General features: G+C 56.8%; 9 protein-coding genes. 6 read left to right on the top strand and 3 right to left on the bottom strand.

What is annotated here, in order from left to right:
- Nucleotides 1-184: 184 nt before the first annotated feature.
- A complete protein-coding gene (locus M4951_RS07915) occupies nucleotides 185-589 on the bottom strand; it encodes a TraR/DksA family transcriptional regulator (protein WP_262025945.1) in 405 nt (134 codons plus the stop codon).
- 562 nt (nucleotides 590-1,151) lie between these two features.
- Between M4951_RS07915 and M4951_RS07910 the strand changes: the two genes are divergently transcribed.
- From M4951_RS07910 to M4951_RS07890, 5 genes are all read left to right on the top strand, one after another.
- A complete protein-coding gene (locus tag M4951_RS07910) occupies nucleotides 1,152-2,783 on the top strand; it encodes an FHA domain-containing protein (protein WP_262025944.1) in 1,632 nt (543 codons plus the stop codon).
- A gap of 444 nt (nucleotides 2,784-3,227) precedes the next feature.
- Nucleotides 3,228-3,821 (top strand): hypothetical protein, encoded by a 594-nt coding sequence (locus M4951_RS07905; protein ID WP_262025943.1) that lies wholly within the window; start codon nucleotides 3,228-3,230, stop codon nucleotides 3,819-3,821.
- Nucleotides 3,822-3,922: 101 nt separating this feature from the next.
- Nucleotides 3,923-5,230 carry a nickel-dependent lactate racemase gene (locus M4951_RS07900; RefSeq protein WP_262025942.1) on the top strand — a complete coding sequence of 436 codons (1,308 nt, stop codon included), beginning with the start codon at nucleotides 3,923-3,925 and terminating at the stop codon, nucleotides 5,228-5,230.
- 359 nt (nucleotides 5,231-5,589) lie between these two features.
- Nucleotides 5,590-6,120 carry a hypothetical protein gene (locus M4951_RS07895; RefSeq protein ID WP_262025941.1) on the top strand — a complete coding sequence of 177 codons (531 nt, stop codon included), beginning with the start codon at nucleotides 5,590-5,592 and terminating at the stop codon, nucleotides 6,118-6,120.
- Nucleotides 6,121-6,213: 93 nt separating this feature from the next.
- Entirely contained in the window at nucleotides 6,214-7,020 is an 807-nt protein-coding gene (locus M4951_RS07890) for a DUF2971 domain-containing protein (protein ID WP_262025940.1), read from the top strand.
- A 209-nt stretch (nucleotides 7,021-7,229) separates the two neighbouring features.
- Here the strand turns inward: M4951_RS07890 and M4951_RS07885 are convergent, their stop codons facing one another.
- A complete protein-coding gene (locus tag M4951_RS07885; RefSeq protein WP_262025939.1) occupies nucleotides 7,230-8,093 on the bottom strand; it encodes a universal stress protein in 864 nt (287 codons plus the stop codon).
- A gap of 286 nt (nucleotides 8,094-8,379) precedes the next feature.
- Nucleotides 8,380-12,783 carry a DEAD/DEAH box helicase gene (locus M4951_RS07880; protein ID WP_262025938.1) on the bottom strand — a complete coding sequence of 1,468 codons (4,404 nt, stop codon included), beginning with the start codon at nucleotides 12,781-12,783 and terminating at the stop codon, nucleotides 8,380-8,382.
- Nucleotides 12,784-13,268: 485 nt separating this feature from the next.
- Between M4951_RS07880 and M4951_RS07875 the strand changes: the two genes are divergently transcribed.
- A complete protein-coding gene (locus tag M4951_RS07875; RefSeq protein WP_262025937.1) occupies nucleotides 13,269-14,681 on the top strand; it encodes a PQQ-binding-like beta-propeller repeat protein in 1,413 nt (470 codons plus the stop codon).
- Nucleotides 14,682-14,745 lie beyond the last annotated feature (64 nt).

The following is a 14,745-nucleotide window of genomic DNA, read 5'->3' as shown; positions in this document are numbered from 1 at the left end:
TCGCTGTCCTACGCAGTTATCGCCAAAAGAGGATCTTCGACGAATTCTAGGCTGTCTTAGGATGAACGCAAGTCACTACTCCATGCCGAACTTACCGCAAAGCCAATCGGCGCATAGAAAAAGGCGGCCTGCTGCGAGAGCTTACCGCCTTGATGGTGTGGGGTCGGAAAATCGTTACGATCGTTTAGATCGAAACTTGATCTTCCGAGTTTTGACGCCAGCTGACGCCATCTTCGCCCAACTCTTCCAACTCGCGTTGGCACTTGATGCAGAGGGTCGCATACGGCAGCGCCTGCAGTCGAGCGGTGGGAATCTTGCTATTACACCCTTCGCATTCGCCAAACGATCCGCCCCGAATTCGCTCGAGGGCCTTATCGATTTGCGCCAATTCGCGGCTTTCTACTTCCGCAAGTTGCGAGCTCAACTCATCTTGAGCGCTGTCGAGTGCGAAATCGACCACGTCGCCGGCCGTCTGCTCAAGCTCTTTCAGCATGCTCAAGTCGCCGGCCAGGGCCTTGCGGAGCGCATCACGGCGCTTCAACAAGATCTCCTTGGTCTTATCAATGAAGTCCGTTCGAGATTTACCCATGGTGGTCACCTTCATATGGTGGAAACCGGCTATGTTATCGACGTGAAGACGTCTTTGCTACTAGTTTCCGAATTTGGACGAAGCCCGTTCTCGTTATTTTTACATGAACTACGCGGTTGCGTTCACCATCCTGCCGAGGGGGCCGATTGGACGATTTCATGCGTAACGAAAATATAGTACCGGTTCTGGATAGGGGAAGTCTGTAAATCTCATTTTCTTCCAGGTCTCTCCCCAAACTGACCGGACCATCTTAAATTACGCCGCAGAAAGGGGTTCGGTTCACGGATTCCCCTTGATTTCTAGGAGAAATTTTGCTTACGAATCTCTCCGATTTTCTTTTGAGGACACTTTCGCCACGTCGTGTTACCGTAATCGTCCAAACGGTGAAACCGATTCGAGCAGTTCTTTCGAATTCCCCCGTTTTCTTGGTCTATTTCCCCTTTCGCCCGTGGGGTGATTCTTTGACCGGTGCGTCGCTGTGGGCTATATCCCCTTATCGCTGCTTGATTTACTTCCCAATACACCCCGCTTTCCAGAGCCTTTCTGCAAGCTAGGCGCCGCCATGGTCACTCAAGTCGATCCCCACCATTCTTCGTTGCTTGGCAAGCCGCTATGTCCGCTCGTTCTGCGCGTCGAGGGAACCGAACGAGATGGACAGATCGTGCGACTCGAGCGCGCTAAGTGCGTGATCGGATCGGCCGCTAGCTGCACGCTCCGCTTGGCTGCCGCCGGGGTCCGGCCGCGGCATTGCGTGATCTGGCGCGGTTCGGCCGGCATGATCCTGCAACGGGTCGAAGCCGATGTCCTGGTGAATGGTCAAAGCGTCACCGAAGCAGCGCTGGTCGTCGGCGACCTGATCACCGTGGGAGCGGTCAACTTCCGCATCGATCCAGAATCGCCGCAGAACGATTCGTCGACAAGTCAGCGACAAGTTCAGTCGCTAGAGCGACGCTTGGGCGAAATTCGAGGACGCAACCGTCGCCGGATACATCGCCTTGTCGATCTGGTTCGTCAATCGACTGCACAACCAAGCCCCGCCGCGCCGCCGATTCCCCAGCCAGAAGAAACAGCGGCTGTCGAGCGCTTGGCCGAGACCGAGCGCTTGCTGCAAGAAATGCAACAACAGCATGCAGCGAACGAAACGAAAATCGGCGAGCTTGAGCAACAGCTGGAAAAATTAGAACACGAATATCGCGAGCTGGACGCCTCCGGCGGCTCCGTTGCGCCGGAGGCCATGGAAGCTCAGGAAAGAGCGCATCGGGACGCGGCCGACGCCAACGAGCGTCTCCAGGTCCTGTCGCGCGGCTGGTCGCAACGCGAAGCGGAACTGACCCAACGTATCGAAGAGCTGGAGAGCATGTCGCACCAACTAGGCGCGGCCTCGGCTCACTTCGCTCCTGCTGAAGAAGCACAAGCGGCGGAAACCGCCGAAGTGGAAGACGAATCGTCCGAGATCGCGCCCGAGCCGGCCGCTCCTCAAGCCAGCGTTGCGGACGTGCTCGCCAAGTTTGGTTTCAATCCCGACGCCGATGACGACGAGGAAGAAGAGTACGACGAACCTTCGTCCCCTTCGCTGATGACCAGCGATGAAGAACCGGCGGCGAATCCGGCCGATGAGGATGATGTTTCGATCGAGGAATACATGTCCAGTCTCATGAGCCGCGTTCGTGGTCGTGAGGGGACGAGCACCAATCCTTCACCATCGCAACAGGCCGCGGCGCCCAAACCGCCTGAGCCGCCCCAACCGGTGAAAGAACAAACGCCGTTCAATCCCGGCGAGTTTGTTCCTTCGCGTAAAGCGCCGGAGCAAACCTCCGATCTGCGCGCACTCCGCGATTTGGCGAATCAATCGGCCCGCTCGGCGATCGACAGCCATACGGTAAAGCGCTGGAACAATATGTATGTCACCAAGGTGATCGTTTCGTTCGTCGCTTTCACGACGGCGATCTGCCTGTTGGTGGAAACCAAGAGTTTCGTCTCCCTCCCGTTCCTAGGAGCTGCGATCGGAATCATCATCTCGATCTTCTGGGGCTTCCAGGCTGCAATCGTCTACAACCAAGTTCGCACGGCGCGAAAGTTGGCCGACGGACAGGAAATCAAGATCCTCGACGAACCAGGCCAGATGGAATTCGATTCGCCAGAAATCGGACAGGACGAAGTGGGCGATCCTCCCCAATCCATCGAAGCCGAATAGCAACAGAAGCATTCGACGGATAGGCCGCCTCTGACGATGCGGCCTGTTCTATTTCTTGGCGGAGTTCAATGGGGACGAGAAACTCGCGCCGTTTGCTTGCCCTGCGTCATCAGGAAGTCTTAAAATAGAACGCGGCGCGGCCCGTATCGACATCAGCCGCACGGCGTTAGCCGCGGTTTTTGTCTCCAATTTCCGTCGGCCATGAGTTCCTGTCAGAAACCGCAGCTAACGCCGTGCGGCTGATTTTGCCGGAGAAGCGAGAGCGAATGGCGACTATTTGTTCAGCTTGCTGAAAAACGCTCTAGTGTCCAATTGGTTCGAAATAGCAAACTTTCAAAACGTCAAAAGGGGACGAAAAATCACCTCGTACACATCCCCTTTCAACAAAAATTTCACGGACAATCATTGCCAGAAAAATTCTCCTTCGACGGACGGAGTCGATTGATGCGTATTCTCCTTTTCCTGTCGCTGCTCTTGGTACCGTTGCTCCCCTGTATCCTTGCGGCGCAAGTTCTCCAACTGCCGGAGTGGCATACTTACTCCAACAGTTCGTCCTATTTGATTCCGGATCGCGGCGCCGTGTACGGCGGAGGCGTCCTGCGTCGCGCCGAAACAAGCGGAGAGGTCGGCACTCCTTTTCTTCCCAGCAATCGCAGCTTCGGCGTCAACACCGGCGCGACAAGCACCAGCGCCACCGCGTGGATTCACCGCCCACCGGAATGGGCGCTTTCCCACGGACAGCAACAGCAACCCGCCGGCGACGACCAATCGTTGCGAATGATAGGAGCGTCCGATCTGAACCAAGCGGCGCCCGACAGTCTGGCGGCGATCCGTCGGCAACTTTCGGCCGACGACGCAGCCGCCAATCAAAAAGCGGTCAAATACGCCAACATGGCCGAAGACTGCGTAAAACAAGGAAAAACGAGCATCGCCAAGCTCTTCCTCCAATCCGCGATCTCGACGGCGAAGGGAGACTATCAAGCCGAGCTGAAACAACGCCTGATCCAAATCAGCGACACCTCGACCACCAAGCGATAAGAATCTCTGTATCCCCGCTGATCTTTGCAAATCTAGGTTGCTACAATCGTCTGCTACTGCTTGAACTTCCCCTCTGACGATTTCCTCTGAAAGCGACCGCAATGCCCTGGATTAGCGAACAGGCCGACAGTATCTCTTGGGACCGCATCGAAGCGATCCTGCAACAAACCGTGGCCGAAGCTCGCCAGCGGATCTGCGCCACGCCGCGCCGCGTGTTGTTGCTTCCCCCAGACATCACGCGGATGCACTCGGGATCGGGGCAGATCACCGAAATGCTGTACAACATGCTCGCCGGCGAAGCGGACGTGCATGTCATTCCGACGCTCGGTCAGCACGTTCCGCATACGCCGGAAGAAAACGTGACGATGTTCGGCTCGATTCCGGAAGAGAAAATTCACCCGCACGATTGGCGCGGCGGCTGCGTGCAAATCGGCGAGATCTCGGCTGCAGAAGTTTCGGCTGCCTGCGGAGGAATCGCCGACTGGCCGATTCCGATCACGCTCAACCGGATGCTGATGGAAGAACCGTGGGACCTGATCATCAATATCGGCCACGTCGTTCCGCACGAAGTGCTTGGTTTCGCCAACCACAACAAGAACTACTTTATCGGTCTCGGCGGCAAAGACCTGATCTGCGCCGCGCACCTGATGGCGGCTCGCTGCGGGATCGAAAACAATCTCGGTAATCTGATCACGCCGGTCCGGCATTGTTTTAACCTGGCCGAAGAGCGTTATCTGAGCAAGCTGCCCGACTTGTACGTGCAGGTTGTCATGGCGCGTAACGACCAGGACCAATTGGTCCACACCGGCGTCTATGTCGGCGACGATCTCGACACTTACCTGGACGCCGCCAAACAATCGCGCGAGCAAAACATCACCGTCTTTGACAAACCGATCCAAAAGATGGTTTGCGTGATGCAGGGAGACGAGTTCTTCAGCACGTGGGTCGCCAACAAAGCGGTTTATCGCACCCGCATGGTGATGGCCGACGGCGGCGAATTATTGATTTTGGCGCCAGGCCTAAAACGTTTCGGCGAACAAGATGACGTCGACGCGCTGATTCGCAAATATGGCTATTGCGGCACCGACAAAGTGATGGCCGATTACCAAACCTGCGAAGACCTGCAAGAGCTGGCCCACGGCGCCGCCCACTTGATGCACGGCTCTTCCGAAGGACGCTTCAAAATCACCTACGCCCCGGGACATCTGGGCAAAGAGGAAATGGAATCAGTCCACTTCGGCTACGCCGACCTGAACGAAATGATGAAGCGCTACCAGCCAGGCACACGTCGCGAAGGGTGGAACAAAACGGATGATGGCGAAGAGTTTTACTTTATTCCAACTCCCTCGGCCGGGCTGTGGTCGACGCGTGAGCGACTTTATGATCGGGCGACTGGGTTTAACGAATAGTATCGTAGAGTGGGTGAAGCAAAACCGCGATAGAGATAATTATTCTCCATCGACATAGCCGGTTTGCGCAACCCACCAAGCCGGTCGCCGGTTGAGAACGGTGGGTTGCTCAAGCCGGCGACGCCGTTGGAAATTGGTGACCGTGAATCGCCTTGCTCCACCCTACCTACCTGATTGGAAATTGAAGTCAGGCCAACCGAAGATTGACTTTTCGGTGGAGCAGCGTTCACTAATGTTGTCTGCCTCGATCGCCCCCGAACCACCGGCATCGAATATCTGTCTTTCAATCAATTATTCAACGGAGGTATCTATTGGCAGATCGAATCAAAGCGAAAGTTTCACGTTCCCGAGACGTAAACATGTTCGGTGAACTATCGCACGCGAACTACGTGCTGTTGTGCAATGCAAAAAAGAAAAACGATGGCTATTTCTACGAATTCATGTCGTGCCTCGTTGTCTCCGCTTTTAAACACGAAGCATTTATCAATCATCTTGGGTATGCCCTGCTTCCGAACTGGCACGATCTCGAACGTGAAAGTCATGCCAGTAAACAAAGTGCGATCCTAATGGAATTAGGCGTATCCTGTGATAACGGACGACGTCCATTCCAAACTCTCCACAAGCTGTTTGAAGCACGAAATGAACTTGCGCATGGCAAACCTCAGTTGCTTACACATGATTCCGTAGTTGAAACCGGTGCTCGAGAAGATATGCGCCGTCGTAAACCATTGTCCAAATGGGAAAAGCACTGCACAGTTGAGTTTGCGCAGCGCGCCTACGACGATACGGAATCAATTGCTGATGAATTGTGGACTTCCGCCGGTTTCGATTTACATGATCTACGGTCACGCGGTCACTCCTACTCAATGTCGGAGATCCCGCGGGTATAACGGCACCCAGACTTGCGTACAGTATTACTCCTTCCTATCCATCAGAATACAGCGTCGCGCTGTCGAATTGTTGTTAGGCCATAGGCTCGTATCATGAATCCACCGAAGACGATCTTCAAGTACGAACCGTTTGCGTTGCGAGCGATTCAGAATCTGAAAGCTTCATCCGTGCATTTTGGACCACCTTCGAACTTCAACGATCCATACGACTGCGCATTGACGGCCTCGATTGCGGACACCTCTCACGACGAATTGGAGCAGCTTCGAACCGAAGCACTAACAAGCACGGCATATCCACAGCAAGCACGTGATGCGATTCCAGACCTAACCTTAGAAGAGTTTGAAACACAAATTCGCCGAGGCGCTCAACTTGCATTGGATCAAATACGAGATGACTTCCTTCAGACCAGTGGCGTCACATGCTTCTCTGAAACGAATAATAATTTGTTAATGTGGTCTCATTATGGTGGTAAATACAAAGGCTTTTGTCTTGAATTCTTCACTGACTTCGAGCCGTTCAATAAGCTTCAGAAAGTTCACTATGCTAATAAATTGCCGCAATTCCAGCTGAGTGATTTTATTCGAAATGAAAACCACGCCAAGCTGATGGATTTGTTTTGCACCAAGTCCTCCGCTTGGGCATACGAGAAAGAATGGAGGGCATTGCACAACGAAGCAGGAACACTGTTCAGTTATGAACGAGAGGCGTTAAAGGCAATCTATTTCGGTCCTGATATTAACACCCAGGATCGCGATCTACTCTGCCTAATCATGAACGGTCAGTTTCCAGATGCGGAATTGTGGATCGGAAGCAGGAGTTCAGCTGCGTTCATCATTGAATTCGAGAAGGCACCGAACTACCTCCCGTACGCCGAAGCGCGGCGGCGGGGCTTGGCCTAACAATCGATCCAATCGGCGCCCGTGCTAGTAGTACCGTAAGATGAATGAAGCAAAACCGCGATAGACATAACAATTCTCCATCGACATCGCCGGTTTGCGCAACCCACCAAGAGCCGGTCGCCGGTTGAGAACGGTGGGTTGCGCAAACCGGCGATGCTGTTTGGTGATGGTGAAAATCAATCGCGGTTTTCTCCACCCACCCTACCTGGCTATTTATAGAGAAACAGCAGCGATTCCGAGTTCTCAAGCATCTGGTTGGTCGAAGATCCAAACAGCGCTTCGCGGAATCCGCCGCCGCCGTAGGCGCCCATCACGACCGTTCGCGGGGCGATCTCGGTGATCGCTTCGGTCAATTGCGTCACCACTTTGCCGGTTAACTCCAGCGGGTGCAGGGTCGCCTGAACTTGGTGATAGCTCAGCAGCTTGGCCGCTTCTTCGCAATGCTTTTGCGCGATTGCCAGGTCACGGTCGACGCTGATGACATGCACCTGCGTTTCGGGACGACGTAGTTTAAGCAGCGTCCACATGTGCAGCGCGTGAGAGGACGGAATGCTGCCGTCGTAGGTAATCACGACCACATCTTGTTCAGGCGCCGATTTCGGCATGACGACGACCGGGCGAGCGTTATCGAGCAACAATCGCCGGACGGTTTCGCTGATCGTCTTGTGGGTCTCGTAGTGAAAGTTGGTGTCTTGGCCGATGATGATCAAATCATGGGTGCGCGAGACGGCCTCGATTTGCTCGTACGGCAAGCCTTCGCTGCGAACGGCCGTATGGGCCACGCCGGCGGCGGCGCAATCGGCCTCGAACTTGGCCAAGATCGTTTCGGCCTCGGCATTCGCTTTGGCCAACAGCACTTCGTCACGATCTTTTTTGTAAGTGACGGCCCCCAACGGCACCGCCATCGGGCCGCAAATGTTCGGAGTATCGACAACGGCGACTCCGGTCAGATGAATCCCTACGCTCGGCATGTCATCTCGCTGACCATGGTCGCGACAAAACCGAATCGTCAGTTCAAGAGCGGCTTGACTCGCTTCGCTGGCGTCCAAGGCCAGCAACACGCTGCGGATCATCGAATCATTCCTTTCTAGCCCTGGCCGCCGCCGCGCCATACTGGCGACGTTGTTTCCTATCCGGCCCACGAGCAACTAATGAATACCGCGAAAATATACCACAGCGTTACGCCGAAACAGGGTTCATGAACTCGCTTCTTGCCCAGTAGCGGCGGCGCATTCGGATGATTACTCCAAACCGGCGCAATCGGTCCTACTTCCGCTTCATTTTATCGCGATCGGCAGTCGGCGAGAACCAACCTCCAGAAGCAGGCGACCTACCTAAAGGAATAAAAATGTTCTTCGCCTAGCCGGCGGTCGAACGTCGACGCGGCATTCCAAGCGGGATTTCTCGCGGTGGGACGCGGCGCCCGGCATGCAGGGCGCGCGTCATCTCGTGCACTTCTTCGGGCGCGATTTCAATATGAAAATCAATTTTTCCGGATCGCTTGGACGCGACAATTTGTCCGTTGCGAATCACGAGTGAGTTACCCGAAATTGCCGGAATTCGACCGCCGGCGGTCACCACGCCAAACAGATTGACCGGGTCGGCCGCGCTGATCGCGATCCAGTCATCAACGCTCTCATCGCTCCGTAGTTTGCGTAGCGAGTAGATCGTCGCTTCGGTCGCGTACTGCTCGCCGGCGACATCGGCGATAAATCGACCGCCCCGAATTTCGCCGCGACGTTCCATCCTGCGAAAACAAGCGACCAAGCGCCACCAAGGCGGCGCCGTCGACTCGCGCGTCAGCACATCGCGAAACACCACGCCGTAACGTGACAACAACAGCCAGCACCAGTTTTGCGCATGCTCGTCGCTCGACAGCGTTTCGACGATCCCGGGAAAGAGCGACCAGCGCCCAGTCCGTGTCGGCGCACCGCGACGTTTCGCTTTCCGCTTTTTCAGCACGTCATCCACCATCTCGCGCACGCCGACCAACGAATCGCACGTAATCAACCCGAGCGCCGCCAGTTCGCGCAGCGCTTCTTCCAAATGGGTCGGCAGCAACTTGGTCAAGATCCGCAAATCTTGATCGAAGAGAGCTCCCCGCTGCTTGAGCGAATCAAGCACGTCGGTCGCATTGCCGCGGGCGAGCGCTTCGGCCGGCGCGTGATCGATCGGCAACAGCCAACCCAAGTTGGCCCGCAGCGCGATCGTCATCGGCAAGCTCTTGCGAAGCGAGGCCATGCTCTTTTGCTCTTCGCCGTTGGGAAGTGGAGGTCGCAGTCGTCCCCAGGTCGCTTCGCCCGACGCGAGCAGTTCGTCGAGAGACTGACCGTCGTAGTCGTCCATTCGCCCGCTTAACAAACTACGTTCCCAACTGCCGGCGGCCGACTGAAAACCTTGCAGTTGCTCAAGCGATTTGCGGAGCGCCCGGGGGCCGCTGTTTTTGGTCGTTCGCAACAGCTCATGATGCCGCACCAAAAACCGCAGATACGTCTCGGGCGACGCCGGACGAATCTGTTCGCGCAGTCCAGAAATCGTCAAACGATGGATCCGCGCGAGCAAGCGACGATCGCACCACTGCGTCGTCTCCGCCGTTTGCTGCGGATCGTCATAGAACTGGCCACGTAGAACGGTTCCTTCCGCTTCGAGCGCCTCACAGGCCGCGAACACGCTGGATGCAGGAAGATCGAACTGACTGCTCAACTCTGCTGCGTTGAACGGTCCCAAGTAAGGAACCTGTCCGCGAATCACTTCGACCCGGGCCGTGTGGGATTCGATCTCACGCTGCAGCGACGTCGGCAACGTGGCCGCCGGGTCGGCAATGCCATCGGGCCAAATTGCCTGCACGACCGGCAAATTTTCGAGCGCCACCCACAACGGCGCGCCGCCGGGACGCGTGTAGCGAACCGCCCTCCCCTGCTCCGCCAAGCGAGCGAAATGAGGAGTCCAGTCGAGCGCCAGCGTTTGGGGAAGCACAATCATCGAAGCAAGCACGTCATGCAGTTCGTCCGCGTCCCGAACCACCGGCCAGGCTTCTTGCCGGACGGTCGAAATCGCTTCGTACGACAGCTTGCCCAGCTCTTTCATTTCGCTGGTCGAAAGAGTTCGCCGCGTCGCGACGGCTCGCGTGCGGCGTTCTTCTAACGGCGCCGGATCGAGAAACGCGTACGGATTAGCGTTAATCCGCTCATGGGCGAACGGCGACGGTTCACGCGTATCGCGCGGCACAAACTCGACGCGTCCTTCCTGCACGTCGATCAACATCTGCTTCCAACGGACGAGATCCATCGCTTCGGTCATGCAGTCATGCAACGTCTGCTGCACGATCGGATGATCGGGATACTCGATGTCGGCGCCATGATTCTCAAGACAACCGACCTGGTCCGGAAAAGCGGCCGCCAACATGTCATCAGCTCGAAACCGCAACATGTGCGGGGGCACTTTTTTGCCGCCGGTAAACCGAAGCAGCGCCAGCGCCCGCGTGACGTTCCAGCGCCAGCGAACGCCAAACATCGGCACGGCCAACAGCGCTTGCTCCAACAGTTTAGGCCCGGACTCGATCGTCAACATGCGAAACATGTCTTCCAGCGGAAAACTATGTTGCGGCCCCAGCGACAAGACGATGCCGTCATCATCAGCGCTGGCTTGCAGTTCAAAGTCAAACGAACGACAGAAACGCTTGCGAAACGCGAGTCCCCAAGCTCGATTGATCCGCGTCCCCAGCGGCGAATGAACCACCAATTGCATCGCGCCCGATTCGTCAAAGAAGCGCTCAAACACAATCTGCCGCTGCGTCGGCACCATGCCGATCGCCGACTGCTGGGCGGCGACATAGCGCACCGCCTGCATCGCGGCGAAGCGGGAAGCCAAACATTCGCTCTCGACCCACGCGACGGTCTCGGCGTCAAGTTGATCGAATGAATTTTCGAGCAAGCCATCGGCCAGCGCCGGCAGTTGAACTTTCGCGCGACTTCGCTCTCGATCGGCGGCGACAATCCGCTGCGCCATCTCTTCGCGCAGCAGCGAGATCTCGCTCGACAGTTCGACGGTGCGTCCCGGTGATTCTCCAAACCAAAACGGAATGCTGGGGGGCTGGCCTTGCGCGTCGTTGACGACGACTTCGCCGTTACGGACGTAGGCGATTCGCCAAGAGGTGTTGCCCAGTAAGAAGACGTCGCCGGCCAAACTTTCGATCGCAAAATCTTCGTCGACCGAACCGACAAAGGTTTTTTCTCCTTCGGTCACCACGCGATATTGGGCCGTGTCTGGGATCGCGCCGCCGCTGGTGCACGCCGCGATCCGAGCGCCGCGTCGCGCCTTGAGCTGGCCGTTGATCGGATCGCGATGCAGGTAGGCGCCGTTTTTGATCGAGCGCGTCAGTCCGCGATTGAGAATCTCCAGCACGCCGTCGTATTCTTTCCGTTGCAAGTTGCGATACGGATAGGCGCGGCGAAAAAGGTGAAACAATTCCTCTTCGTCCCGATCTTCGGCGGCGACCTCGGCGACTATTTGTTGCGCCAGAATATCGAGCGGCTTTTCGGGGATCTCGATCTTGTCGAGCACTCCTTTACCGATAGCGCGCATCAAGGCGCAGCACTCGATCAGTTCGTCGCGGGTCAGCGGCATCAACCGCCCTTTGGGGGTCGCGCGGAGCGAGTGTCCCGAGCGTCCGACGCGCTGCAGAAAGTTGGCGATCGAGCGAGACGAGCCGATTTGTACGACCAGGTCGATATAGCCGATGTCGATACCCATCTCAAGCGATGCGGTCGCGACAATCGCCTTTAGCTGACCAGCTTTCAGACGCTGTTCGGCCGAGTGGCGAATCTCTTTCGACAAGCTGCCGTGATGCGACGTGATCACTTCTTCGCCCAGTGCCTCGGTCAACCGATGGGCGACGCGTTCCGCCATGCGGCGCGTATTGACGAAGACCAGCGTGCTGCGATGCGAGTTGATTAACTCAATCAGTTGCTCGTAGACCTCGGCCCATTGCTCATTCGAGCAAACCGCTTCAAGCGGCGTCGGCGGCACGACTACCTGCAGGTCCAAATCGCGACGATGCCCCGCGTCGACGATATCGCAACTTGTCGCTTCGCTCTCGTCTTCATTGGGGGAGCCGACCAGAAACGCGGCGATCTCTTCAATCGGTTTTTGCGTCGCCGAGAGACCAATTCGAACCGGTCGCGCATGGCAAACTGCGTTGAGCCGCTCCAGCGTCAGCGTGAGATGAGATCCCCGTTTGTCACGGGCCAACGCATGGATTTCGTCGACGATGACCGTATCGACATGCTGCAATGTCAGCCGTGCTTTGGGAGCGGTCAGAATCAGATACAGCGACTCCGGCGTCGTCACCAAAATGTGGGGAGGACGGCGAACCATCGCCTGACGCTCGCTGGAGGGCGTATCACCGGTTCGCACCGCAGTACGAATCTGGGGAGGCAAAATACCGCGACGCTCGGCGAGATTGCAGATCTCTTCCAGCGGCGTCTCCAGATTGCGCTGAATATCGTTCGACAGCGCTTTGAGCGGCGACACATAGACGACGTAAGTTGCGTCTCTCAGACTGCCGGCCATCCACCGCCGGAACAGGCGATCGAGACAAACCATAAACGCCGCCAACGTTTTACCTGATCCAGTCGGCGCAGCGATCAACGTATTTCGACGTCCAGCGATCGAAGGCCAACCCTGGGCTTGCGCGTCGGTCGGCTCGCCGAATTTCGTCTGAAACCACTCGCGAACAATCGGATGAAATTGGTCGAGGATCATGATGATTTATCATACCCAACTGTACAGGCGTGCATAGGCGCGAATCCGCCGCAGCCGTTTTGCAGGGGCGCTACTGGAAGTCGCCGGCGCCCATTGCTCTTCCTAGAGCGTTTTTCAGCAAGCTGAACAAATAGTCGCCTTTCGCTCCCGCGAAAGTAGCGTCTTACTGCAGCGCCGGTAATCTGCGGAACTGGGACACCCTCGTGAAAATTGCTCTAGCCCGCCAGCGCCAGCGAGGGAAACGCGGTCGGCTACTTCGATCCGCCTTTGAATTGCCCAGCGATTTTCCCTCGCTGGCGTTTTTTGAAGTTGCGTTTTATCGAGCCAAGCGAACACCAGCCAAATTTTCCTCCTTCGCAACTTCCTAAAGCATCAGCCGGGATAAATTCGTCCGTTTTGTGAGCCTGCCAACGGCCCCAAACGTCGCCAGCGGGGTAAGATCAACGGTCGCTACCGCCGCACTTGTCTCAGCCCCGAGGTTCTCTATGTACCGCAATCTGCTTCTTTCCCTAGCTGCAGCCCTGCTCTTGGCGGGCAACATCGCCACGGCTGCCGAAGGTTGGCCCCAGTGGCGCGGCCCCAACGCCGATGGAGTCGCCGCAGGCTCACCGCCGACCGAATGGTCCAGCGACAAAAATATTGTTTGGAAGGTCGACGTGCCGGGGCGTGGCAGTTCGACCCCCATCATCTGGGGCGACAAACTTTTTTTGCTCACTTCTATTGAAACCGACAAACCGGGTGAAAAGCCGACAGCCGAAGCGGAACCAACGCCGCGTCCCGAACGTCCCGCAGGAGATCGACCGCGCGGCCGTGGTGGTTTTGGGCCCGGTGGCCCCGGCAGACCTGGCGGCCCCGGAGGATTTGGTCGCGGCGGCTTCGGCGGCGGGGGCGCGCCTTCGAAACTGCATCAGTTCGTCGTGCTGTGCATCGATCGCAACACTGGTAAAACGCTCTGGCAGCGAGTTGCCTGCGAAGCGGTCCCGCACGAAGGAGGACATGCGACCAACACGTTCGCTTCCTCCTCGCCGGTGACCGATGGCGAACGGCTTTACGTTTCGTTTGGTTCGTTCGGCGTTTACGCCTACACGTTAGATGGCGATCTGGTCTGGAAAAAAGATCTCGGCAAGATGCAAACGCGAAACGGTTTCGGCGAAGGCACGTCGCCGGTCTTGGCCGACGACGAGCTGATCATCAACTGGGATCACGAAGGAGAATCGTTCATCACCGCGCTGAGCGCCGTCGATGGCGAAACGTTGTGGAAAAAAGAACGGGATGAACCAACCAGTTGGAATACGCCGCTGGTGACCGAACTGGATGGCCGCAAACAAGTGATCGTGAACGGCACTAATCGTTCGCGCAGCTACGACCTGAAGACCGGCGAGCTAATCTGGGAATGCGGCGGTCAGGTGACCAACGCGATTCCTTCGCCGATTCGGCACAATGATCTGGTTTACTGCATGACCGGCTATCGCGGCTACGCTTTGTATGCGATCCCGCTCGGCTCGCACGGCGACATCACCGATACCGACAAAGTCGCCTGGTCGCGCGACGACGGCACGCCGTACATCGCTTCGCCGATCTTGTGCGACGGATTGCTGTTCATCACCAAGGGACGCAACGCGGTTCTCAGCTGCGTGGACGCCGACACCGGCGAAACCTACTTCGAGAATGAACGGCTCGACGGCTTGGATACGCTTTACGCATCACCGGTCGCGGTCGGCGGCAACCTCTATTTCTTCGCCCGCAACGGCGCCGCGATGGTGGTCAAGTGCGACAAAAAATTTGAGGTCGTCGCCGAAAACAAATTGGATGACGAGTTCGACGCATCGCCAGCGATCATCGGAGACAAGATGTACGTCCGCGGCGAGAAAACGCTCTATTGCATCGGCGCCAAATAACGTCTGCTGATAAGCGTATCTCACGAAAAAAGGCCGCGAGCTTGTTCGCGGCCTTTTTTGTATG

The sequence above is a fragment of the Blastopirellula sp. J2-11 genome (assembly GCF_024584705.1).
GTDB lineage: Bacteria > Planctomycetota > Planctomycetia > Pirellulales > Pirellulaceae > Blastopirellula.
This window is presented reverse-complemented; position numbering and strand designations above follow the sequence as displayed.